The organism is Candidatus Tisiphia endosymbiont of Oplodontha viridula, from assembly GCF_964264865.1.
GTDB lineage: Bacteria > Pseudomonadota > Alphaproteobacteria > Rickettsiales > Rickettsiaceae > Tisiphia.
On record NZ_OZ183486.1, the window covers coordinates 1,540,045 to 1,563,704 of the forward strand.

Annotated in this window: 19 protein-coding genes, 1 tRNA gene and 1 pseudogene; 7 read left to right on the forward strand and 14 right to left on the reverse strand. The window is 32.8% G+C overall.

The genetic code is table 11. The annotated features are described in order from the left end of the window. Positions 1 to 253 precede the first annotated feature (253 nt). Positions 254 to 610: a hypothetical protein gene (locus ACFEL1_RS07515; protein ID WP_375330958.1), complete on the forward strand. Its 357-nt coding sequence runs from the start codon at positions 254 to 256 to the stop codon at positions 608 to 610. Positions 611 to 812: 202 nt separating this feature from the next. On the opposite strand, the gene ACFEL1_RS07520 is transcribed toward ACFEL1_RS07515, so the two are convergent. Continuing rightward, positions 813 to 1,535, reverse strand: a complete 723-nt coding sequence (locus tag ACFEL1_RS07520; protein WP_375330959.1) for a hypothetical protein — start codon at positions 1,533 to 1,535, stop codon at positions 813 to 815. A gap of 368 nt (positions 1,536 to 1,903) precedes the next feature. Here ACFEL1_RS07520 and ACFEL1_RS07525 point away from each other — a divergent pair. Then, positions 1,904 to 2,416 (forward strand): annotated as a pseudogene (locus ACFEL1_RS07525) (aminoglycoside phosphotransferase family protein); the annotation flags it as partial. A 127-nt stretch (positions 2,417 to 2,543) separates the two neighbouring features. Here the strand turns inward: ACFEL1_RS07525 and ACFEL1_RS07530 are convergent. Continuing rightward, entirely contained in the window at positions 2,544 to 4,292 is a 1,749-nt protein-coding gene (locus ACFEL1_RS07530) for a hypothetical protein (protein WP_375330961.1), read from the reverse strand. A 432-nt stretch (positions 4,293 to 4,724) separates the two neighbouring features. Here ACFEL1_RS07530 and ACFEL1_RS07535 point away from each other — a divergent pair, with 432 nt between their 5' ends. Further along, a complete protein-coding gene (locus ACFEL1_RS07535; protein ID WP_375330962.1) occupies positions 4,725 to 5,561 on the forward strand; it encodes a DsbA family protein in 837 nt (278 codons plus the stop codon). Between the two features lie 640 nt (positions 5,562 to 6,201). Here the strand turns inward: ACFEL1_RS07535 and ACFEL1_RS07540 are convergent. The 5 genes from ACFEL1_RS07540 to ACFEL1_RS07560 form a co-directional block, all read right to left on the reverse strand. Next, on the reverse strand, positions 6,202 to 7,731 hold the full coding sequence (locus ACFEL1_RS07540) for an HlyD family type I secretion periplasmic adaptor subunit (protein ID WP_375330963.1): 1,530 nt from the start codon (positions 7,729 to 7,731) through the stop codon (positions 6,202 to 6,204). Between the two features lie 9 nt (positions 7,732 to 7,740). Continuing rightward, the gene (locus tag ACFEL1_RS07545; protein ID WP_375330964.1) at positions 7,741 to 9,501 is read right to left on the reverse strand and encodes a type I secretion system permease/ATPase; all 1,761 of its coding nucleotides are present in this window, start codon (positions 9,499 to 9,501) and stop codon (positions 7,741 to 7,743) included. 242 nt (positions 9,502 to 9,743) lie between these two features. Further along, a complete protein-coding gene (gene asd / locus ACFEL1_RS07550; protein ID WP_375330965.1) occupies positions 9,744 to 10,769 on the reverse strand; it encodes an aspartate-semialdehyde dehydrogenase in 1,026 nt (341 codons plus the stop codon). Between the two features lie 26 nt (positions 10,770 to 10,795). Further along, entirely contained in the window at positions 10,796 to 11,146 is a 351-nt protein-coding gene (locus ACFEL1_RS07555) for an HIT domain-containing protein (RefSeq protein WP_341763276.1), read from the reverse strand. A gap of 51 nt (positions 11,147 to 11,197) precedes the next feature. Next, entirely contained in the window at positions 11,198 to 11,563 is a 366-nt protein-coding gene (locus ACFEL1_RS07560; protein ID WP_375330966.1) for a DUF2628 domain-containing protein, read from the reverse strand. A gap of 90 nt (positions 11,564 to 11,653) precedes the next feature. Between ACFEL1_RS07560 and hslV the strand changes: the two genes are divergently transcribed. From hslV to ACFEL1_RS07575, 3 genes are read left to right on the forward strand one after another with little or no spacing between them, the layout of a single operon-like run. Beyond that, positions 11,654 to 12,220, forward strand: coding sequence for an ATP-dependent protease subunit HslV (gene hslV, locus ACFEL1_RS07565; RefSeq protein ID WP_375330967.1), 567 nt, complete (start codon positions 11,654 to 11,656; stop codon positions 12,218 to 12,220). Beyond that, positions 12,217 to 13,557, forward strand: a complete 1,341-nt coding sequence (gene hslU / locus ACFEL1_RS07570) for an ATP-dependent protease ATPase subunit HslU (RefSeq protein ID WP_375330968.1) — start codon at positions 12,217 to 12,219, stop codon at positions 13,555 to 13,557. The genes hslV and hslU overlap by 4 nt, the downstream gene beginning before the upstream one ends. Before the next feature lie 2 nt (positions 13,558 to 13,559). Then, positions 13,560 to 15,080: a YifB family Mg chelatase-like AAA ATPase gene (locus tag ACFEL1_RS07575; RefSeq protein WP_375330969.1), complete on the forward strand. Its 1,521-nt coding sequence runs from the start codon at positions 13,560 to 13,562 to the stop codon at positions 15,078 to 15,080. Between the two features lie 398 nt (positions 15,081 to 15,478). On the opposite strand, the gene ACFEL1_RS07585 is transcribed toward ACFEL1_RS07575, so the two are convergent. The 4 genes from ACFEL1_RS07585 to ACFEL1_RS07600 form a co-directional block, all read right to left on the reverse strand. Then, positions 15,479 to 15,922: a phasin family protein gene (locus ACFEL1_RS07585; protein WP_375330970.1), complete on the reverse strand. Its 444-nt coding sequence runs from the start codon at positions 15,920 to 15,922 to the stop codon at positions 15,479 to 15,481. A gap of 109 nt (positions 15,923 to 16,031) precedes the next feature. Further along, on the reverse strand, positions 16,032 to 18,086 hold the full coding sequence (locus ACFEL1_RS07590) for a S9 family peptidase (RefSeq protein ID WP_375330971.1): 2,055 nt from the start codon (positions 18,084 to 18,086) through the stop codon (positions 16,032 to 16,034). A gap of 1 nt (position 18,087) precedes the next feature. Further along, positions 18,088 to 19,707, reverse strand: coding sequence for a proton-conducting transporter membrane subunit (locus tag ACFEL1_RS07595; protein WP_342278738.1), 1,620 nt, complete (start codon positions 19,705 to 19,707; stop codon positions 18,088 to 18,090). A 307-nt stretch (positions 19,708 to 20,014) separates the two neighbouring features. Further along, entirely contained in the window at positions 20,015 to 20,212 is a 198-nt protein-coding gene (locus tag ACFEL1_RS07600) for a palindromic element RPE1 domain-containing protein (RefSeq protein ID WP_375330972.1), read from the reverse strand. Here ACFEL1_RS07600 and ACFEL1_RS07605 point away from each other — a divergent pair. Continuing rightward, positions 20,196 to 20,510: a recombinase RecB gene (locus ACFEL1_RS07605; RefSeq protein ID WP_342278736.1), complete on the forward strand. Its 315-nt coding sequence runs from the start codon at positions 20,196 to 20,198 to the stop codon at positions 20,508 to 20,510. The genes ACFEL1_RS07600 and ACFEL1_RS07605 overlap by 17 nt on opposite strands. Here the strand turns inward: ACFEL1_RS07605 and ACFEL1_RS07610 are convergent. From ACFEL1_RS07610 to ACFEL1_RS07620, 3 genes are all read right to left on the reverse strand, one after another. Beyond that, positions 20,511 to 20,587 (reverse strand) — tRNA-Ile (locus ACFEL1_RS07610). 485 nt (positions 20,588 to 21,072) lie between these two features. Further along, positions 21,073 to 22,140 carry a peptide chain release factor 1 gene (gene prfA / locus ACFEL1_RS07615; RefSeq protein WP_341761308.1) on the reverse strand — a complete coding sequence of 356 codons (1,068 nt, stop codon included), beginning with the start codon at positions 22,138 to 22,140 and terminating at the stop codon, positions 21,073 to 21,075. Between the two features lie 270 nt (positions 22,141 to 22,410). Continuing rightward, positions 22,411 to 23,658 (reverse strand): pyruvate dehydrogenase complex dihydrolipoamide acetyltransferase, encoded by a 1,248-nt coding sequence (locus ACFEL1_RS07620; RefSeq protein WP_375330973.1) that lies wholly within the window; start codon positions 23,656 to 23,658, stop codon positions 22,411 to 22,413. Positions 23,659 to 23,660 lie beyond the last annotated feature (2 nt).

Here is a 23,660-nt window from a genome sequence, read left to right on the forward strand (position 1 = left end):
CTATAATATTATAGCAAATAGTTAATTTGATCTAGCATAAAAAAATACAAATTTATTATCAACCTCAATTTCGGATTAATTTCATTAATCCGAAATTGGAATGAGAATGTAAACAATCAGGCTTAAAGCGGTTTGATGCCTGATTGTTAAATATTTCATTTGCTAATAATATTATTAGCTAAGATTATTAGCGATAATAGATTAAAATGCATTTGTGCCAGCCGCTTCAAGAATGCATTTTTCTGAGGTCATCATGAAAACATTTGAAACTAACATTACTAATATCTATGGTGTTCAAGGTAAGGTTTGGTTAGATGATTTGCCAAAAATTGTCCATAAATTGGCCAAGGAGTACGGTTTGTCTAGCTTAAATCCAGTTAAGAACTTGAGTTACCATTATGTCCTAGCAGGCTTCCAAGGTTATCAGCCAATTATCTTAAAGTTAGGGCTAGACATTGATGATCTTAAGAGAGAATCAACAGCTTTAAAAGTTTTTTCTAAATTTGGGGGTGTGAAGGTTTTAGCTGAAAGCACCGGCTTACTGCTAGTTGAGCAGGCTATTTCTAATATATCATTAAAATCCTATTTTCCTGCTCAGTACACGACATAAAGATTAACAAAAAATTAATAGCCAAGAAAAAGTGTATAATAGTAGAAAATATGTAGTATAAAACATATCATTAATTAAACTATCGCAACTTGGTAGTTAAATATTACTCAGTTATTTTCTATTTTTGTATTATAATTATTACGTTTTGTAAGACATTAATTTTTTGTTAATCTTTATGTCGTGTACTGAGGGAATTCTTATACTATCCCCCTAAATCATCGTAAGTACTTCCTGTTATTTCTACTGTTTCTATTTGGTCATAAAATTTTGCGGTCATAGAAAAATCATTAGGTTTTTTATAAAAATGGAAGACTTGTCGGTGTAATATTTCTTCGCTCTTACTAAGTATACCTGAGCAATAGAGAACACTAAAATAATAAGGATTAATTGTTTTGGGCAATATTTTACCCATAGTAGACATAGTAGAAGCTCCAGGCAGACCCGGTATTTTTTTAAGCATGTCAATAGAATCCAGCTCTATACTCTGAGATTTTTCAGGGCTAGGAGGGGGCAATAGGTAAGCCTTACTATGCTCCTTGATATAATTAGACCAACTTTTTGGTTTAGATTTTAGCTCTACTTCTTTTGCTAGTACTGACTCTAACATTCTAATATTAGGTGTTGCATTTTCTGAACATAACCCATGTTTAGATTCGCTGTTAATATGACACCATCCCTTTTTATGAGACGCAAGAAAATCTTTAATTGGTTCAAAATGTACAAATTCATCTTTAGATGACCCATTCTCAGTGTAACTATCAGAACTAGATCTTTCTATAGCTTGCTTTATCAATGTTTTTCCTGCTTTTTCATTTGCACTCTTCATGCTTCTTTTCATAAATAGGGCAGTACTAGATTGTTCTAGAACATGCTTAGCATGCTCAATAGTTATTATCCGCTCGGGATTCCTCTCTTCACTCTTCATAGTTCCTCGTATCAATATATTAATAGTGTCTTAGTAGTGAACATTATGTTGCTTACAGATTTAGTGATCAGGTTGATTTAATCATTTAACACCATTAGTGAGTAGTACACAAGAAGATTTTGAAAATCAACTAAAAATTCTCAGTACATGACATAAAGGTTAACAAAAAATTAATAGCCAAAAAAAGTATATGATAGTAGGAAATACGTAGTATAAAATATATCATTAATTGAGCTATCGCAACTTAATAGTTAAATATTACTCAGCAATTTTCTATTTTTGTATTATAATTATTACGTTTTGCAAGACATTAATTTTTTGTTAACCTTTATGTCGTGTACTGAGATTTCCCTGTAAAAGATTACGAGGCTATTAAAATAGCATGTAATGTAATGAAAAGATTACACTATGCACCTTTGCCATCAGAAGGTTTTCCTTATGTCACAGATTGGTTGGCAGTATTAGATAAAGAATGGGATGTGCCAACTTACTACTTAGAAAAAGCTAGACAATTGCGAGATAAATTACTAGGCACATCGTCAATGTTAGTTTTACTTCATGGTGATTTACATCATGATAATATTCTACAAAGTGGTGATAATTGGGTGGTTATTGATCCTAAAGGAGTTATCGGTGAAAAAGCATATGAGGTAGCAGCATTTATTCGTAATCCTCTCCCTGAACTCCTTGCTTTAGAAGATGTTGAGAGTATTATTGCAAATCGCATCATTAAGTTTGCAACTCTCTTGGATTTAGATACGGAGCGAATTAGCGATTGGTGTTTTGTCCAATCTGTACTTTCTTGGGTTTGGGCTTTAGAAGATGGTTCTGACGTGCGTATGTTAGCAAATCTTACAAAAATTTTTGATATAGTCAATTGATGAGAATTTGGTGACGTCGTCACTCGTCTATTATCTATAGGCTTCACTCCATCGTTCCTAGCATCAAATTCTCCTGAATTGACTATAATCTGCTTATTAATACACCCCTAAAAAAGGCTTCTTATATCTAATTGAGGTTAGTATATTCATTTAGAATTCTCTTGATATTATTGAGCATGGTAAGTTCATTTTTCTTTCTAGTAAATACATAATATATTACTTTACTTATAGTGGTGCGTTTTTTAACTTGCACAACCAACTCTTGTTGAACGATTGTTCGAATTGTAGTTAGATTACCATTCATTAAAAATTGTGATAAAAGTTGAAGCTGTTCAACACTAAAATTTGTTAGTAATATTCTAATAATTACCGTAACATAACCTGCAGGAGTTGTTATACTAGTTCTCCTGACATGTTTTTTAAAACTTAAACTAGATGTTTTATTTAAATATTTGTCACTAAAAGTTTCTACAAAATTTATTTCACATAATTGTTTTTTTACTTCTAACCTTTCTTGTTCAATTAGTCTTAACGTTCTAACTGAAGTAACATTACTATTTATCTTATAATCAGCTGCGATTCTACATGTTATTACCTGTTGTACAAACTCTGCATAATTTAGCTCTTTTTTTAATAATGAAGTAATATTTTTAAATAACAACTGATACCTAGTTTTTAAAGCATTTTTAGTAAAACTATCTAAAGAAGCATATCGTTTGATAATTTTAACTTCAAGTTTTGCAGAAAATTTAGACTCAATAGAAGAAATCATTAAAGAAATAGTATGACCACTTTGGATATTTTGAGTTAACCTTTTTCTAATCTGAGCTAATATATAATTCAGATCAGAATCTTCTGTTATATTGAGCATCCTGATAGCATCTATATGCTTTGTAATATTAATTAAAATTTCATGCATAAAGACATTTTGCCGAAGTAAGAATCTTTCTATTATAGCGAACTCTGCATTTTCTATCTGATGTATTATTGCATTATAATTTTCAAATAATACTGAAAGCTCATACCCTGAATTATTAAGTTTACTGAAACTCTTCCTAAATTTTGACTCATCATGTATTCTTAGCAAAATATGGTTTATGGTCTGAGATTTAATACATAAATCTTTTAGCCTATTATATAAGCAAATTAACTTAGCATTGGTTAACTCCATCAATACATTGTGATCATCTATTAAAAAATTAGTAATTTTTTTAAAAATGTATTCGTAATCTACTGTGTTCTCTTCTTTCAGTGTTAATAATATATTAGCATGAAATAACAAAGGAACAGATTCTTTCTTTATGTCAATAGTAGAATCAATCTGCCATAATTCTTTAATGAACAACAATTGATCTAAAAGTAGATTTTGTTGCTCAAGCGATAAATTATCTAAATTCAAAACAATGGCAGTTGCCTGTAAATTATTTATAACATCTTGATTTTTAACATCTTCAATTATTAATATACAACAATGTTGTACAAAGTTTCTAGCTAAATCCATTACAGGTTTTAGTGCCTTATTATTTTCTTCATGATGTAAAGTGGAAGAACTTTTTAAGCAATCAACCAATTGATTAAGAGAGGTAACAAAATTTGTTACCTCTTCCATTTGATATTTTTGTTGCTTTAACGTTTCAATAGAGAGATATCCGTAATGCTCAAGAACAGAAAGCAAGTTCTTTTGACTATCTAGACTAAGATAATCAAGCAAGTCACTATTCTGTTGTAGAATCTTTATAATATTAAAAGTACGCAAAGACCTTTTTAAAGTACTAGGATACTTACAAGACACGATGCATTCAGAGCTTAAAGAGACAAAACAGCCTTTTAATCTTTCTGTATACTTACTAATGACCTTAGTATTAAAATCTTTCATAATTAATTTTCTTATCGTGTTATTCAGTATCTAGGGAGGAGAATCAATTAACTAATCGGAACATAAGTTATACGGATGTATACCCATTTCATGCTACCATCAAGCATTATATCAGTATCATCATGGTATCCCAATATATTTTTCACTTCTTCTTGGGTTGTGTTACCTTATTTACAAATAAGACTTAATTATCATGAAAGTTACGCGGGGGTTCAAATCATTATAACAATATTTTTATTTTAACTAATAGTATTTTTGCATTTATTAGAAAAAATATTTATAGTATATAAATTAATTATTTTGTTACGAATAAGTAAAAATTTTTATTGCTTAAATACCAGTAAAACCTTATTTTTATAAGGACTTCTCATAAGGAATATAAAATCCTGAAGAGTAAAGTATTTAATTTAACTTAAAACTATATCAAAACTTATGCATAATATCCTTATCATTATAATTTCATTATTGTTAATATCATGTTCGGAAGAAAGTGATAAATCTAATAATAAAAACGAGCAACCTGATAATAAGGCTGAAGTGACTCAGGAAAAAGTTCCACAAGAAGAAAATAATGACAACCTTGCCAATGATAAATGGAATACAATAGTAAATCCTCAAGACAGTACGGCTTCAACTAATACGGAAGAATCTCTAGATACGGTAGAGGATTCTGCTACTAACTCTACTGATAATGTTAGCTTGAAACAGATGCCTTATAAACCAACTTTCAATGTTAGCCAAAATGATATAGTTCTTGGTAATGTTAAGGCAACTGTAGTGGTAGTTGAGTATTTTTCTCCAACTTGCCCACATTGTGCTTATTATCATGAAAAAATTCTACCTGAGCTTAAAAAGAAATATATTGATACCAATAAAATTGCTTATATAATTCGTGAATTTGTCGGTAATAAGCAAGATTTAGATGCAGCAATTTTGGCACGTTGTCCAAATGATCTAGAGAGTTTTCTTAAATTCCAAAGTGTAATACTAGCACAACAAGATAAATGGGGCAGTAGTAACAGATATCGTGAATTATTAACAAATATAGCTCAAATTGGTGGAGTATCCGCAGAAACTTATGCTAAATGTCTTAATGATAATCAAATTGTCGAAACATTACTTGCCAATACTAACCTTGCTGCTAGTTCACAAGGTTTTGTTGGTACACCCGCATTTTTTGTTAATGGCATACTAACAAATGGATATAGTTTAGAAATCCTTTCTAGGGTAATTGATAAAACGTTAGAAAACTCTAGTATACTCAAATGATTTGAAGAATTGGATTTGAAAATGAATGGTGAGCATGCTAGGTGTACATATAGTATAGTTACGCATGCGAATCCATGATATTTTCAAAAAACAATTCTTTAAAGCAGAAGAGTATATCAAATCCGAAAATTAATACACTTACTTAATCTCAACTATCGATGTAACAAGCTAATCATAGTACATTTTTCTATAATCGTCATAGCAAGACTCTTTAGATGCCGTGGCGATCTAGGTAAACAGCGAAGCTGTTTTTTTAGAGTAACGCTTCGTGTATCCTGGATTGTTGCGTCGCCGCTTTTTCGCGACTCCTCGCTAATAGACGATCAGCAGCCATTTTAATGGTGGTTATATAAAAAAAGTAGGGTATTATGATATACTCGATGAAAATCAACAATTGCGTTGTCGTTGTCCAAGACCGCAGGTAGCCACGTACTAATGTACGCTGCGCTCCTCGGCTTGAACACTCCTAGCACTTGTTGATTTTGATCTTCGTCTACCAACTCTTCATTTACGAGCAGTATAACATACCTTCTATGTTATTTTTTTAGATTCCCGCCGAAGCGGGAATGACAGCGTTTTAACGTTAGTACTATTTGTAGTACTAGGCATTTTTGGCTAAAACCTTCTTTGGTTAGCTATATCATTTCTCTTTAAATGCTCTAAACATCGTATCAGTAATAGGATCAAGTAAATATCTCAGGAGAGTCCTTGTGCCAGTGACAATTTGAACTTCCGCTTGCATACCAGGATGTAACTCTAACTTTTTAGCTTTTGCAATCTTATTAAACTCATCCATATCAATCTCAATTCTAGCGATATAATAAGTGGTGGGATCTTGGCTTGGAGTATTTCTGTCTTGTACAATATCAGGAGATATTTTAACAACTTTGCCAGTAAATAACGGCGTTGTTCTAGATTTAAAAGCACTGAAGCGAATTTTTGCTACCAAGCCTTCATGCACTGAATCTATATTCTTGCTTGGAACTTTTGCTTCTATTATCAAACTATCATCAGTTGGAGAAATCTCTAGAATCGGATAACTTGGTGAAATCACCTGTCCTATTGTATGATAGTTCAATACATTTATAATACCATCAACTGGTGATTTAATAACCACTCGATTTAAAGAGTCCTGATGTGCATTAAATGCCTCTTTAAAACGAGCTACTAGCTCTTGTGTCTCTTTTAGTTCAGTCAGAGTTTTCTCTGTATATTTATTCTGTAAGTTAATAATGCTAATCTCACACTCTGTAATCGAATGCTTAATAGATGCAATCTCAGCTTCTGCCATAGCTATCTCACTTTTGTACTGTGCTTCCTTAGCTTCTAAGTCTAATAAAGCGGCTTTATTGGCAAAACCTTTTCCATGCAATGTATCCATTGCCTTTAAACGATCCTTAACAACCTCTAGAGTTTTTACATTTGCAACTTTTTTAGCCTGCGTACCTTCGATTCTTTTATTTAATTGCTCGATCCTTTGATGTAAGGCATTTTTTTCACTTTTATATACTTCTTTTTTAGACTGAAATAAATTTTCTTGGGTATGTATAATCCTTGCTACTTCAGGTAAATTGATATTTTTGGTTAATAATTCTGGGAATTCAATCTTATCTTGATTATCTCTCTCAGCAATTAAACGACTTTCCGTTGCTAAAGCATGTCTATATTGGCTTAAATTACTTTCATATGCTGACTTAATTCTTGTATCTTCTAGCTCTATTAATTTATCACCTTCTTTAACTTGATCACCTTGTTTAACAAAAATATTAGCTATAATTCCACCTTCTTGGTGATTAATTGTCTTCTTATTACCACTCGTTATAACAACACCCAATGCTGTAGCAGCACTATCAAGAGGAGCAAAACTGCCCCATACCCCTCCAACTAATACAAAAAAGATTATTACATACACTCCAAAAAGAATAGGGGATCTAGCAATCTGCACTACATCATTGCGATCAACATCATTATTTTTAGTAACAAAATTGAGGAAGCGATCAAGATAATATAATGTATTTTTAATGGCATTAGAAATCTTTACTATTACCTTTTGTGATACAATAGCTCCCTTTGTTTTTTTTGTGTGTGTTAAATCATTTTGTAGCGACAAAAGTTGTTTAAGTTGCTCCGCTGTAAATGCCGGCTTATTGTTATTTGACTTTTCTTCCATATTTAAAACTTATTCATTAATGTGGATTACACCATTTTGTAACAGTTTAACTCGATTTTGCATTTCTTCTTGAGTGCCATAAAGAGCTACCGCCCCATCTTGTAATACCAAAATCTTATCTACCACCGATAATACAGAAGGTCTATGAGAGATAACAACTACAGCAATACCCCTAGATTTTGCTTGCTTTAAGCAATTTGATAGGGCTATTTCACCCGCTTCGTCAAGATTTGCATTAGGTTCATCTAAAATAAGTAGTTTAGGATTACCATAAAATGCTCTAGCAAGACCAACCCGTTGTTTTTGTCCACCAGAAAGATTAGAGCCTGCTGTTCCAATATCTGAATCATAGCCATCCGGTAATCTTAAGATCATTTCATGAGCCCCAGCAATTTTAGCTGCCTCAATTACTTTTTCTGGATCAGCATTTTCAGCCATCCTAGCTATATTCTGCTTTATACTACCACTAAATAACTCTATTCCTTGCGGCAAATACCCTACATGTTTACCAAAGTCTTCCCTGTTCCAACGATAAATTTCTCCACTATCAAGCCTAACAGTTCCTGACGATGCTTTCCATACCCCAACTAAAACTTTTGCCAAAGTTGACTTACCTGCTGCAGAAGGTCCTATAATTGCTAATATTTCACCAGGCTGCACCGCAAAGGATACTCCCTTTAAAATATATCTTGGTACTGGTGGCTGTGGTATATGTGGAGGAATTGGTATCGAATAATAAATATTTTCCACAGTTAAATGTCCTTCGACATTTGGAATTGGCATTGCTTCTTCTCTTGATTTATACGAAGCAAATAATTGATTGATATTTTTATAAGATTTTATAGCCCCGCTCATACTTTTCCATAACTCAATAGCGTTATCAAAAGGGGCTAAAGCTCTACCAACTATAATGGAACTCATAATCATACCACCAGTAGTCATATCTTTGCCTGAAGTATAAACAACAACAAAAGCACCAATACCAGTTACCAGCATTTGCATGACATTACGGATAAATCTTGAAAAATTAGAAATAGCACCATTACGGTAGCTAGCAATTGATTGCTTCTCCAAAGAAGCAATATTAAATTGATGCCAATTTGCCGTGACATTTTTCATCATGCCCATAGCTTCTACAACTTCTGAATTTCTATTGGCGATGTCAGCTTGCGTCATACCCTTTATAGAAAATTCAGTAGCTTCACCGAGAGTTTTATTAGTTGCAGCCGCATTAAAGAAAGCCGTAGATACAATAATAATAGCCCCAACTAATGTAAGGATTCCAATATATGGATGAATTAAGAAAATTACTATTATGTAGACAACACTCCAAGGAGCATCAAATAAAGTATTAATACCAGTGCTAGTTAGAAAGGTTTTTACTGTTTGAAAATCACGAAGTAACTGACTAGCACCCATATTAGTACGAGTTGCAGAGGCTGAAATAGAGTGACCAAAAATTACAGGAGCAACTGTTTTATCCAACCATTCACCAACTTTAATTAGGGTGAATGATCTAGCAACTTGCAATAACCCATAAATAAAATAGATCGTACCAATAATAATAGACAACCACATTAATGTAAATAAGTTACCACTTCCTATAACCCGATCAAGCACTTGCAAGGAATAAAGAGGCGTTATCAACATTAACAAGTTAATAACAAATGCAAAACTAAAAACTATCCAAAACGCAATTTTGCACTTCTCAAGAGCAGTAGTTAGGGGATTTATTACTACTTGAGATACTAATGCACTATTATTTCTCATATTACCGTTGTTATATTATATTTTTCTGAATTATAATCTATATCGTCTAACACAAATTAAATTAGCCTGTTCTGATAATAGTAGTTATCTGAACCTGATGGCTTCCCAGCTCTAGTATAATTTTTACTGCTAATCAGTAAAAATTATACTATTTGTAATATTTTTATTTGACTCTACACTATACGCAAAATAAATAATATGGCAACCTCTTTATTAACTTAGAGCCTAGAAGTATAACCTAATTACTTTTTCGACAAATATCCTTTTATCAACTCCTCAGCAATTTGCACAGCGTTTAAAGCTGCTCCTTTACGTAAATTATCTGCTGTAATCCATAAATTAATGGTATTTTTCTGACTATGATCATTTCTAATTCGCGAAACATAAACAAAATCTTTACCAACAACATCTATGGGAGAAACATATTGTGTTTTATCTAAATGAGAATTAACTACAATAGAGTCTGATTCTCTTAGTATTTCTTCTATTTCTTTAGCATCTATCTCTCCACTAAACTCAACATTTACTGAAATAGAATGACCAACAAACACCGGCACTCTCACGCAAGTTACACTAGATTTAGCATGTGATCCTATAATTTTTTCTAATTCCAAGGAAATCTTAGATTCTTCACTAGTAGAACTATCTTCATTAAAACTACCTATATAAGGAAATAAATTAAAAGCTATTTGCCTAGGGAAAATTTTAGGAGTGATGTCACTAAAAACATATTTTGCCTTAGTTTGCTCGTAAAGCTCATCCATTCCTCTCTTTCCTGCTCCTGAAGTCGATTGATAAGTCGATATCACCATTCTCTTAATCTTTACTGCATTATCCAAAGGCTTTAATACAGTAGCTATAGGAGCAGTACAACAATTCGGATTAGCTATAATATTTTTAATAGTATAATCTTTTAGGCTTGCTAGATTGGCTTCTGGAACTATCAAAGGAACATCAGAATCAAGTCTGAAAAATGATGATTTATCGATAACTATGCAACCTTGCTCGACAATTTTGGGTATATATTTCATTGATATTTCTGATCCAGCTGCAAAAAAGGCAATATCTATTTTGCTAAAATCTACACTATCTATATCAAATATTTTTATACTATCTTCCCCAAAACTAACCTCTTTACCTGTAGATTCACTCGATGCTACAGCATAGAGCTTATTAATTGGAAAACCCCTCTCAAACAAAATCTCTAAAGTCTCACGCCCAACATTACCCGACGCACCAATTACCGCAATATTATATTGTTTTGTCATTATACATTTATCTTTTTATCAATTGACTATATCAGCTTAGAAATAGTTTTTCCTCCTATAATATGGAAATGAAAATGGAACACACTCTGTCCAGATTTTATCCCTTTATTAGTAATCAAACGATAGCCATCTTGATCTAAACCAACTAGCGATGCAATATAGGCTAGTTTGGTGAAATAATCTTTAATTTCATCACTAGAAGCTTTAAGGATAAAATCACTATAGTCAATATACTCCTTTTTTGGTATAATTATTATATGTACTGGAGCTACAGGATTTATATCATTAAATGCTATTAGATTATCATCTTCATATATTATCTCTGCTGGAATATCTTTACCAATAATTTTTACAAAAACATTATTCTTGTCATACATATTATACTCTCATTTTTATTATCTATTCCCAAATGTCAATATTTGAGATTACTATAACACATTTTTTTCATCCACTAAGCGTTCTAAAAATTTTAATTCAGCTTCTATCTCAGATTTTGCTAATATTATGTCTGTAAGTTGGTATTTCTTTTTTTGCAAATTATATTCTCTCATATCATCGCTGAAAAAACCAAATATCAACATAATGGCGAGTTGACTTACAGAAATAAAATTAGTACAACCTAAACTTGATATAACAATACTTAGTATCAAAGTAGTTATTAGTGGTAACCACATTCTATGATATAATGCCCAAAACACGCTTAAAAACGCAGCAAATAATGAAAAACCTTGCTTGATAAGAATAAAATCATTATCTTTTTTTTGAGGATTAACATATATTGAATAAATATTCATAGGAAAGTCTTGTAATTACGATATTAAATGATTACTTAAATACCATAATAATAAACAAATAGTCAAACATCAATATTTAAAAGATTCTTTATGTCAGATAACTCGCATGGCTCTGTCACATTACACGGGACTACTATACTTTGCTTAAGAAAAGGTGGGAATGTTGTAATCGCAGCAGATGGTCAGGTCTCCCATGGTAATACAATTTTAAAATCTACAGCAAGAAAATTAAGAGTCATGTTCAATAATAGTATTATTGCTGGCTTCGCTGGATCTACTGCAGATGCTCTAACTTTATTTGAAAAATTAGAATTAAAGTTGGAGAAATATTCGTATCAGTTACTAAGAAGTGCTGTAGAACTGGCAAAAGATTGGCGTAGCGATAAATATTTACGTAAACTTGAAGCAATGATGATCGTTGCAGATCAAAAAAATATATTAATTTTAACTGGTAATGGCGATGTAGTTGAACCTGATGGTGATGCTGCTGCCATTGGCTCTGGTGGATTATATGCACTGTCTGCTGCTAGAGCTTTAATGTCTTTTGACAATGACCTAACTGCAGAAGAGATTGCTTTAAAATCAATGAATATTGCAGCTGATATCTGTGTTTTCTCTAATCATAATATTATTCTAGAAAAAGTTAGAGTTATATGAGTATTAATCTTAAAAAAAAATCTATGGGATTAACTCCCGCTAAAATCGTAGCTGAACTTGATAGATTCATTGTTGGGCAATATAAAGCTAAAAAAGCTGTTGCGATAGCGTTGCGGAATCGCTGCAGACGTAGAAATGTAGACGAACCACTGCGTCAAGAAATCGTGCCAAAAAATATTTTAATGATAGGACCAACTGGCGTAGGTAAGACTGAAATCGCTAGGCGACTTGCTAAGCTTAGCGGCTCACCATTTCTTAAAGTAGAAGCAACAAAATTCACTGAAGTAGGATATGTTGGACGAGATGTTGAGTCAATAATACGAGACTTAGTGGAAATAGCTGTTAACACACAAAAAGCTAATGCTAAAAAAGCAGTGATTGCTAATGCACATTTAAAAACTGTAGAAAGGATTTTGGATGCTTTAGTCGGCAAATCAGCATCAACTGAAACTAGAGAGAAATTTTGTCGCAAGCTTGAAAAAGGTGAACTTGACAATACTGAAATTGAAATAAGTATAACAGATTCAGGTGGCTTATTTGGTAGTAGTAATTTTGAGATTCCTGGTATGCCAGGAGCTGCCATGGGCGTCTTAAATATTTCTGATATGATCGGCAAAGCTATTGGTACTAATAAAACAAAAACTAAGAAAATGCTGGTTAAAGATGCTCGTTTAATTATTTCTGCCGAAGAGTCAGAAAAATTGATCGATCAAGAAAAAATTACTCAAGATGCCTTAGTGCTAGTACAAAATGATGGTATAGTATTTTTGGATGAAATAGATAAAATTACCTCAAGATCTGAGGGAAAAAGTTCAGAAATTAGTAGAGAAGGAGTGCAGAGAGATTTATTACCTATTATTGAGGGTACAACAGTTAATACAAAACATGGTCCTATAGAAACTGCTCATATATTATTTATAGCATCAGGTGCTTTTCATTTATCAAAACCATCTGATTTATTACCTGAATTGCAAGGAAGGCTACCTATTAGAGTAGAGTTAAGCTCACTCACTAAGGACGATATGATAAAAATTTTAATTGAACCAGAATCAAGTTTAATAAAACAATATTCAGCCTTAATCGCAACCGAAGGGGTAAAATTAGAATTTACTGATAATGCAATAGATAAAATTGCTACTTATGCAGCAAATGTTAATTTAGAAGTTGAAGATATTGGAGCAAGAAGATTACATACTATTCTAGAAAATTTATTAGAGGAGATAAGCTTTAATGCAAGTGATACGAAGGAAAAAGAGATAGTTATTGACGAACATTTTGTCGACCAGCAATTATCAAAAATTATAAAAAATCTTGATCTAGTAAAATTTATTTTATAAAAATGATAGTTCATCTTGGTAGTTTAACTTTTAGCGGTATAGATATTATCGATGTTGATGTGCAAGTACAGATATCACCAGGGATACCTAATTTTACTATAGTAGGACTTGCTGATAAAACTATTGGCGAGTCTAAAGAACGAGTTAGAGCAGCACTTTCTTCAATAGGTCTTGCCTTGCCTGCTCAAAAAATACTGATAAATTTAGCTCCAGCTGATTTGGTTAAAGAAGGTAGTCATTTTGACCTTGCTATTGCTTGTGCTATACTTAGCAGCATGAAAATTTTACCAGCTGAGGAAATACAAGAATATCTAGTAATAGGAGAATTATCTCTAGATGGTTCTATTCTGCCTGTCAGCGGGGCTTTACCTGCTGCTATTGGAGCTTCGGCTAGAAATAAAGGGCTAATTTGTTCAAAATCTAATGGTCAGGAAGCTGCATGGTCTGGCAATAATAATATTTTGGTAGCAGGAAATTTAATAGAGTTAGTTAACCATTTTAAAGGCTCACAAATATTATCATCACCTGAATTAGAAATTGACACTACTATAATAAATTACCCTGATTTTAAAGATATCAAAGGACAAAAAGCCGCTAAGCGAGCTTTAGAAATAGCAGCCTCTGGTGGTCACAATCTATTAATGCTTGGTCCACCTGGTACTGGCAAATCTATGTTGGCACAATGTATACCTGGTATATTACCCAAAATGCAACCTGAAGAAATATTAGAGTGCAGTACTATAGCAAGCGTTGCAGGCAAGCTAGCAAACGGGAAACTGTCAAGAGCTAGGCCTTTTCGTACCCCCCACCACTCATGCTCGATAGCAGCGATGGTCGGCGGTGGGGTTGGTAAAAGAGTAAAATCTGGAGAGATCTCGTTAGCACATAATGGAGTGTTGTTTTTAGACGAATTACCAGAATTTCCACCTAACGTTATCGAATCTTTAAGGCAGCCAATTGAAACCGGAGAAATACTAATTGCTAGAGCAAATTCGCATATAAAATATCCGGCTAACTTTCAGTTAATAGCAGCAATGAATCCTTGTAAATGTGGTTATTTAAGCGATCCTCATAAAGCATGTTCTAAAGCCCCAAAATGTGGGAGCGATTATCAGATGCGAATTTCCGGCCCTATCATGGATCGATTTGATCTACATATAGAGGTAGGATCTATCGACTCATATAATTATAATTTAATAGAAGATGATACAGAAGAAGAGTCGGGGCAGATAGCAAATAGGGTAGAAATGGCTCGTAATATTCAACAAACTAGATATGAAGGATATAATATCAAAACAAATAACCGTTTGGACGGACAATTGCTTATCGAACATGCATTGCCAGTAGATGACGGTAAGGATTTACTTAATGAAGCCGCGACAAAATTTCGTATATCCATGCGTGCTTATAACCGTATCTTACGGGTTGCAAGAACTATAGCAGATCTAGACGCTTCTTCCAACGTCTACAGGATACACATTGCTGAAGCACTAAACTATAGAAGAATAGGGGGGAGCTTTTGAATTAACCATTAGACTTCCTGCATAATTCTACTTTTGCTGGTAATTTGTGCGTCGATCCGGTACTCGAATCCTCACGTACATTTGAGTACGCTGCGGGTCGAGGTTCCGTGTCTCCTACAAATTCCTCAGCAAAAGCGAATTCTGCAGGAAGTCTATTATTCGCACTTCTGTATACTGCTATGATTTCAAACTATGTGAGAGAGGCACAACTGTTGAAAGTTAAAAAATTGTCTATTAGCGAAGTGCTGTTATAAGACTTAAACCGTCATATATGGACGGAGTCCATGCCATCATTGCGAGCGAACGTACGTGAGCGTGGCAATCCATGACTAGTCGTTCGCCTATTATCTACAGGCTTCGCTCCATCGTTCCTGCTACCCAATTCTCCTGAATTTATCTTAAGCTTTGTTTTTTATGTTGTCACAAGCCTTAGTCATCTCTCCTGTCATACTATTTATGGCATCAAACATTTTCATTGAAGTATCAGATGCCATACTGACAAACTCTTTAATGTTATTGATTGAAGTTTCGCAAGTTGACTTAAGGTATTTTTGCTGACATTCGGCTATTTGGTTAAAATCTCCAAAAGCTATTGCATCTTTTGTAGAATTCAGCATATTCATAGCATTGTTTTGAAAATCTTCTGAATTTTTTTGGATCATAGACTGCAGTGATTCAGTAACAATCTGATTTGTTGTAGTAAATATTTTAGTACTTTTCTTGATAGTATCTGACATAGCAGAAAAATCCATAACAGGTAAGTTTTTTACGGAATTTATGTAAACTTCTGGATTCATAAAAGATTTCATAAAATCTACAAATTGGGCAGTACTATTAGTCATTGTAAATCCTCTAAATTAAGTGATTCTATTTATTGTGTAAATCATAAACTTCATGTTACCATTTATAAAAATACGAGTCAATAGCTGGTTAATAATAATCTTAATATAGTCAATTGATTATACCAAAAACCCTAAATACAAATACTATATCATCGGCTGCTTCTTTTAGATAATCGAAACGACTAGAAGCCCCTTTATGTCCTGAATCCATATTAGTTTTTAGCAATAATATATTATCGTCGAGTTTTGTTGCACGAATCCTTGCTGCCCATTTAGCTGCTTCCCAATACCCAACTCTTGGGTCAGAGATTCCAGCAGTAATAAATAGACTTGGATAATTTTGTGACTTTATATTATCGTACGGAGAATAAGACTTAATATAGTTAAAATAGTCTAATTCTTTAGGATTCCCCCACTCTTTAAACTCACCGGGGGTTAATGGCAATTGTTCATCAAGCATGGTATTTAACATATCAACAAAAGGTACATGGGCAAGTGCTGCTTTAAATAATTGTGGTTGCTCATTAATTACCGCTCCAATTAATAACCCTCCTGCACTTCCGCCACAGATTACTATATTACCTTGGCTAGTATATTTTTCTTTAATTAGCTCTTTACTAACCGCAATAAAATCGTCAAAAGTTCTTTTTTTATTGAGGAACTTGGCAGCCTCATACCAATCATGTCCAAGATCATCTCCACCTCTAATATGGGCAAGAGCATAGACAAACCCACGATCTACAAGAGAAATAGCTGTATTCCGAAAAGATACTGGTATGCTAATGCCATATGAGCCATAGCCATACAAATATAAAGGATTTTTTCCATCTTTTTTAAACAGTGCTTTTTTATATAATAAGGTAATTGGCACTTTTACCCCCTCATTATCAGCAAATATCCTTTCTACCATATATTCTTCAGGGTTAAAGCCACTTGGTATTTCTTGCACTTTCAATATTGACAATTGGTCACTATCAAAATCATAACTATAAGTGGTGTTTGGTCTAGCAAGTGAAGAATAATTTACTCTAATATCATCTTCCTCAAAATTAGTAGACAAAGCGTAGGCAGTAAAAGAAGTATCCGGAAAGTGAATAACTTTCTCATCCTGTTCTTTAAGATATTTTATTTTAATAACAGGCAATCCTTGGTCACGATAATTAAGTATCAAATAATTTCTAGTGATGGCAAAGCTTGACAAATATCTACCCGGATCTTCCGATATATAATCATTCTTCCACAAATCATTTTGGAAATTATTTACATTTACTAGTACTATACGAAAGTTTTTTGCTCCTTCATTGGTCTTAATATAAAAATTATCACCATTATGCTCAACTGAATAAAAAATCTCTTCTTTTGACGCTCTAATCAGTTTAGGCTGAAAGCTATGATCATGCATTTGCACCGCATATATTTCATTTTCATTATGACCAAAGCTATTAACAAAAATATATTGTCGACTAGCTGACTTTGTAGCGTTCAGCTGATATAATGGGTCTGTTATATGGAGTACTAATTTATCATTTGAAACTACATCACCTAAAGAGTGGAACATTAATTTATCATGACGAAAATTCTCATTAATAGGCATATAAAAAAATCCCTTGAGATATTCATGCCAAATTATATTACCACTAACGTTATTTATTTCATCTAGTAAATATTCTTTAGTCTTTAGGTTATAAACCCTAATTATATATTTTTCATCACCGGAAAAATCAACACTATAAGCCATTAACGTATGATCAGGAGAGACTGCTACTTGCCCTACATCAGTAAATTTATTACCTTTAGAGATGCTATTAACATCTAATATAATTTCTTCAGAAGCATCTACTGACCCCATTTTTCGGCAATATATAGGATATTCTGTAGTTTCTTCAGTTCTAGTATAATAGTAATAATTATCCTTCTTTACGTAAGTTGACTGATCCTCGAGCTTAATCCTACCTTTTAGCTCTTCAAATATTTTATCTTTTTCTTGTTGTAATTGTGCAAAAAATTGTTCGGAATATTTATTTTCTGCCTGTAAATATTCTATAATTTTTTTATTACTAACATTAGGCCACTCACTATCCCTAAGCCAAGCATACTCATCTGTAATTTTTTGACCATGTAATACAAAATTATAATCAATCTTATCGGCTATGGGTGGCTTCATTTTACTCTCCTCTACTACTTGTAATCAATGATATGGTAAAAATAATTAATAGTATCATTACTACCAACAAACCGGTTGACTGATTATGCCAAGATTTCATTTTACGTAAAGTATTTTTTTCTATTTTGTCAAAAGTAGGGCAGTCAGCTCCTATTTTATCATAAAACTCTTGCACCACTAAGTTATATTTAAAATAAATATGACGAATATTATTTTCAATAAACTGAAATAAGTCTAAATTTATGTTGGCAGTTGAACGCCTAGAAATCATTTTACTAAGAACTAAGGCAAATATTATACCTATTACTATTATTACTATTTGTTTTACTAAATCCAACCAATTTGTATCAATTATTTCAATGGGATAAGATGACCATACTAGTTTCAAACCTTCTTCTAAACAAAAGCTAGTTGCTAATAGAAACGATAACATGACAAATAAACTAACTTTAGTTAGAATATTTAACTTAGGGTAAAAACCACTAACTAAAGATTTGTATTTAACTGTAGAAAATAAAGCGATGCATGTGACAATCTTGAGTAAGAAAATAGCATAATAATTAATATCTTGGTTCAAAGCATTGGTCACAACAATTTTGGTAACAAAACTAGCAAAAGGAGGCAAGGCTATAATGAACAATACACTAACTATTAAACTAACAAACAACAAATAACTTTTGGGCAAGTAAAGTCCTTTTATCTCAGAACAATTCTCTATATTTTCTTTGTCTATTAATATAGCAACATATAAACCAAATAAAGCTTTATACAGTATATGGACAAAAAGAAAAACTATGATTCCTAAATTTGCTTGTTGAGATTTTGTGCCAATAGCAACTAGCATGAATCCAAGCTGAGAAATAGTAAGGTAACACACGAATCTTTTGATGTTATCTTCTAGGCAAGCATAAACCCCGCCATATATAATCATTAATAATCCAAAGAATTTAAGTATTTCTAAGCCACTAAATAGTTTAAGGAGTATAATTATCGATATTTTACTAGTAAAGCTAGTTAAATATATTATCCCTGAGCTTGAAGCAAATGGATAGCAATTAACAATCCATCCAGAAAAAGGTATGCTAGCTACATTAATCAAACAACCACAAAGTATTAGAGCATAAAATATAAAACCAGCCTCTTGATTTTCTGTCAATGAGGTAAGAGAAACAATTTGTGAACTAGAGGTGTGAGTAATTATATAACTAATCCCTATTAAAATAAGACTACCACTTATAAGATGGGTAAGCAAATATTGTCTTGCTGCTCTAACACTATTTTTGTAATTGCCATAAAAAATCAACAAAGCAGCAAATATCATCATCATTTCTAGAGAAGCAAACATCGAAACAAAATCCCCAGCAAATAAACAGACCAAAGAACTAGCTGAATATAGGCTACCTATAAGTACCTCAAATTTTCTATTTTTACTTATGGCATATAAGTTAGTAGCCAGCGTTACAACAATAAAAGCAAGTGCTATTAACTTATTTTCACTACTAAAATTAATAACAAAACTATTATTGTATAGATTAATTACCCTCTCATCTTTGTTGTTAATTAATAATATGCCAACAACTATTGGACATATTATTGAAATAATATAAAATATTTTTTTCATTATTTAACCTATCCAAATTCGTGTTATTCCATATCATATTAATTCTTTTGTCAACATTAATGTCACATTAATTACGCGAATTCGGGATAAGAATTTGTCAATTCTTATTCCAAATTTGGTGAAATTATCGAAACAATCAGATTTGAGACGATACTGTATCTGATTGTTAAATTAATATAGTATAATACATTGAGTTGGGTGACAAGAAACATAGAAATAGCTTCGACTTAAAGACACTATGCATATTATACCTGAAGATACTAAAGTTATAACTATTGGTGACAGAGAAGCAGATCTCTTTGAGCTATTATGGTCGTGTCAAGAAATGGGTACTTTGTTTATTAGACTTCTTTCGAAACTCTACTTCTGCTGGTGATTTGTACGTCGATGCGGTACTCGAATCCTCACGTACATTAGAGTACGTTGCGGGTCGAGGTTCCGCGTCTCCTTCACACCCTTGCGCATAAGCGAGTTTCGAAAGAAGTCTATTGTTCGTAATAGACAAAATAGAAAATTTATTTCTACAGAGGGAAGAAAAACATAAACAATTAATACAAAAACGTAAAGATATTATTAGAGAAATAGAGAATCATACAAATACTGATGATAAATTTTCAGAACTCCTGATTAACCTAGTAGAACTGGCTTCTAGAGTGTTTGCATCCTTCAAAGGTTCTACTATTGAGAGAAAACGTAAATTGATAAATTTAGTGTTTGGTAACCTAAAATTAAAAGACAGAAAGCTAGACTTTATGCTACGTCCACAGTTTAACGCATTCGTAAAATGCACTAAAATTGAATAATGGTGGGCCCGGCAGGACTTGAACCTGCGACAACACCGTTATGAGCGGTGGGTTCTAACCAACTGAACTACAGGCCCTTTTATAGTGATCGTTAAGGTTTATATAATTATTAGCTTTCTAAGTCTAGTAAAATTTTTATAACACTTGAAAAAATTTTAATTAATGTTTTAATTAATTTAGGATTTTTTGGGGCAATTTTTCTCAGGGTAATTTAAAAGTCACAATCATTAGTTGCTATAGATACAAATCTAACCACTATCGATGTCATCCCTGCGAAGGTAGGTATCTATATTACTTAATAGTCTTTCAGGCCTATTTTTTTAGATTCCCGCCTATGCACCTACGCGGGAATGACATCGAGTACATATTAAGCACTTTTTCCTTTATCTATTAGGTTTGCAGCCCGACTTTTAAATTACCCTAATTTTTCTGATTATTTATTTTGTTTGCATAGCTATAACAATATATAGTCAATTGATAGCGTAACATTCTTTCTGTAAATTTAACGTAAGTAAGCGGGTTAACATGCAATTTACAGAAAAAATGTTACGCTATCTATAATTTAAACTTCTGAAAGTTTTCTTGCTTCATCAGCCGATATCAAAGCTTCAATAAAGTCATCTAATTGCCCGTTTTTTACGATATCCTCTATTTTATAGAGGGTTAGATTAATTCTATGGTCAGAAACTCGACCTTGTGGAAAGTTATAGGTACGAATTCTTTCTGATCTATCACCAGAACCAACTTGCCCTTTGCGTACCTCGGCTCTTTCCATATCCTTTTTATATCGCTCTGCTTCATAAATTCTAGAACGAAGAATTTTCATAGCTTTAGCTTTGTTTTTATGCTGTGATTTTTCATCTTGTAATGCAACGACAATACCAGTTGGTAAATGGGTAATCCTTACTGCTGATTCTGTGGTATTTACGTGTTGTCCGCCGGCTCCCGATGCACGATATGTATCAATTCGTAAATCTTTGTCATCGATCTTAACATCTACATCTTCTGCTTCAGCCAAGACAGCAACAGTAGCTGCAGAAGTATGTATCCTACCACTTGACTCAGTCTCAGGGACTCTTTGCACCCGGTGGACGCCTGATTCGAACTTAAGTTTAGAGAACACATCTCGTCCTTTAATTAGTGCTGATGCTTCTTTATATCCGCCAATACCAGTATCAGAGATTGATAATATTTCAAAACGCCAGTTCTTTAATTCTGCGTATCGGTGATACATATTAAATAAATCTGCAGCAAATAACGCCGCTTCTTCTCCTCCGCTACCAGCTCTTACCTCAATAATAGCATTTTTTGTATCAGCTTCATCTTTTGGCAACAAAGAGAGTTTTACTGCCCTTTCTAATTTAGGCATCAGAACCTCTAAACGATGTACTTCATCATATATCATCGTTTGTGTATCATTGTCCAAATTTGCTTCTTGAGCCATCTCTTTGATGTCGTGCAATTCAGATAGAGATTTATTATATTCATTAATTGTTTGAACAATAGGCTCTAGTTCGGCATATTCCTTCGATGCTTTTATAAAATCATCTCCGACTATACCAGTGGCCAACTTTTTCGATAATTCTTCATGTTTATTCAAGATTTTTGCTAGATTATCGGAAAAACTCATAATTTATTCTATATTTATAATGGAATGAGGAGTATACTTCTATGATTTCAAGAATTGAAATTATAGCTAAAACCTTTCCAGTTTAGCTATATGAGCCACAACTGTTGAAAGTTTACAAATACCTATACCACAGCGTCATTGCGAGCGTAAGCGAAGCAATCTAGGAAACAATCTATAGATAAATGATGTTACTGGATTGCTTCGTCGGTCTTACAGCCTCCTCGCAATGACGTATAGGGAAGCTATATTTACTAACTTTCAACAGTTGTGCTATATGAGCATTAACGCAGGACTCTCCATAAATTTTTTAAATGAAGCTAAAAATTTAGCTCCAACAGCACCATCAACAACTCTGTGATCAGAAGAAAGAGTAATATCCATGATAGTAGCGACTTTTATCTGATTATTTTCAACTATTGCACGTTTTGAGCTTGCTCCTATTGCTAGAATACAGCTTTGTGGCGGATTTATTATAGCACTAAAGTTCTTAATACCGTACATACCTAAGTTAGAGACGGAAAAACTTCCTCCCTGAAATTCTTCAGGAGTTAGTTTATTATCTCGAGCCTTTTTTATAAGAGTTTGTAATTCTTGCGATAATGTAATTATATCTTTTTGATCGGCATTTCTGACTATAGGCGTTATAAGACCATTATCAATTGCCACAGCAACCGATACATCAACATTATTATAATACCGAATAGCAGACTCATCCCAGCTAACATTTGCTTCCGGTACAGCTTTTAAAGCTTTTGCCACTGCTAAAATAACAAAATCATTAACTGTAATTTTAATTTTACTCTCTTCTACAAGTGATTTATTTATATCTTCTCTAATATCCAATAACTTATCCATGTTACATTCTATTGAGAGATAGAAATGTGGTATGGTTTGTTTAGATTCAAGCAAACGTTTAGCAATAATTTTACGAATATTATTATTGGGGACGCACCTGTACTCCTCTTTATTTCTGTTCACCGCCCTAATCTTACCACTATTTGTGGGTAGCACTAAGTATGATAACACATCTTTTTTTATTATTCTTCCATGAGGTCCACTACCTTGAATATTTGACAGATCGATATTATCAATAGCAGCTAGTCTTTTAGCCAAAGGTGAAGCATATATCCTGCCTAAAGCTTTTACATTCATTGTTTGCGGTTGCTGATCGTACTTAACCGGCTTAGTTTCTTCTATAGATATTACTGGTTCTGTAGATGGTTTAGCAGAATTATCACTATTTGCTATAAAACTATCCAATAAGTTTGCATCTTCACCATCTTCAAGTAATACAGCGATAAGCGAACCCACTGGCACATTATCTGTACCTTGTGGCACAATTATTTTAGCAAAAATTCCTTCTTCTACAGCTTCTACTTCCATAGTAGCTTTATCTGTTTCTATTTCTGCTATAACATCTCCTGGAACAACTTTATCCCCTTCTTTTTTAAGCCATTTTGCAATATTTCCTTCAGTCATAGTTGGAGATAAAGCAGGCATTAGAATTTTAATTGGCATAA

What these genes read in the sequence shown, in the direction of transcription:
- ACFEL1_RS07515 (WP_375330958.1), top strand. Translation starts at nt 254, where the DNA reads ATGAAAACATTTGAAACTAACATTACTAATATCTATGGTGTTCAAGGT.
- ACFEL1_RS07520 (WP_375330959.1), bottom strand. Translation starts at nt 1,535, where the DNA reads ATGAAGAGTGAAGAGAGGAATCCCGAGCGGATAATAACTATTGAGCAT.
- ACFEL1_RS07530 (WP_375330961.1), bottom strand. Translation starts at nt 4,292, where the DNA reads ATGAAAGATTTTAATACTAAGGTCATTAGTAAGTATACAGAAAGATTA.
- ACFEL1_RS07535 (WP_375330962.1), top strand. Translation starts at nt 4,725, where the DNA reads ATGCATAATATCCTTATCATTATAATTTCATTATTGTTAATATCATGT.
- ACFEL1_RS07540 (WP_375330963.1), bottom strand. Translation starts at nt 7,731, where the DNA reads ATGGAAGAAAAGTCAAATAACAATAAGCCGGCATTTACAGCGGAGCAA.
- ACFEL1_RS07545 (WP_375330964.1), bottom strand. Translation starts at nt 9,501, where the DNA reads ATGAGAAATAATAGTGCATTAGTATCTCAAGTAGTAATAAATCCCCTA.
- asd (WP_375330965.1), bottom strand. Translation starts at nt 10,769, where the DNA reads ATGACAAAACAATATAATATTGCGGTAATTGGTGCGTCGGGTAATGTT.
- ACFEL1_RS07555 (WP_341763276.1), bottom strand. Translation starts at nt 11,146, where the DNA reads ATGTATGACAAGAATAATGTTTTTGTAAAAATTATTGGTAAAGATATT.
- ACFEL1_RS07560 (WP_375330966.1), bottom strand. Translation starts at nt 11,563, where the DNA reads ATGAATATTTATTCAATATATGTTAATCCTCAAAAAAAAGATAATGAT.
- hslV (WP_375330967.1), top strand. Translation starts at nt 11,654, where the DNA reads ATGTCAGATAACTCGCATGGCTCTGTCACATTACACGGGACTACTATA.
- hslU (WP_375330968.1), top strand. Translation starts at nt 12,217, where the DNA reads ATGAGTATTAATCTTAAAAAAAAATCTATGGGATTAACTCCCGCTAAA.
- ACFEL1_RS07575 (WP_375330969.1), top strand. Translation starts at nt 13,560, where the DNA reads ATGATAGTTCATCTTGGTAGTTTAACTTTTAGCGGTATAGATATTATC.
- ACFEL1_RS07585 (WP_375330970.1), bottom strand. Translation starts at nt 15,922, where the DNA reads ATGACTAATAGTACTGCCCAATTTGTAGATTTTATGAAATCTTTTATG.
- ACFEL1_RS07590 (WP_375330971.1), bottom strand. Translation starts at nt 18,086, where the DNA reads ATGAAGCCACCCATAGCCGATAAGATTGATTATAATTTTGTATTACAT.
- ACFEL1_RS07595 (WP_342278738.1), bottom strand. Translation starts at nt 19,707, where the DNA reads ATGAAAAAAATATTTTATATTATTTCAATAATATGTCCAATAGTTGTT.
- prfA (WP_341761308.1), bottom strand. Translation starts at nt 22,140, where the DNA reads ATGAGTTTTTCCGATAATCTAGCAAAAATCTTGAATAAACATGAAGAA.
- ACFEL1_RS07620 (WP_375330973.1), bottom strand. Translation starts at nt 23,658, where the DNA reads ATGCCAATTAAAATTCTAATGCCTGCTTTATCTCCAACTATGACTGAA.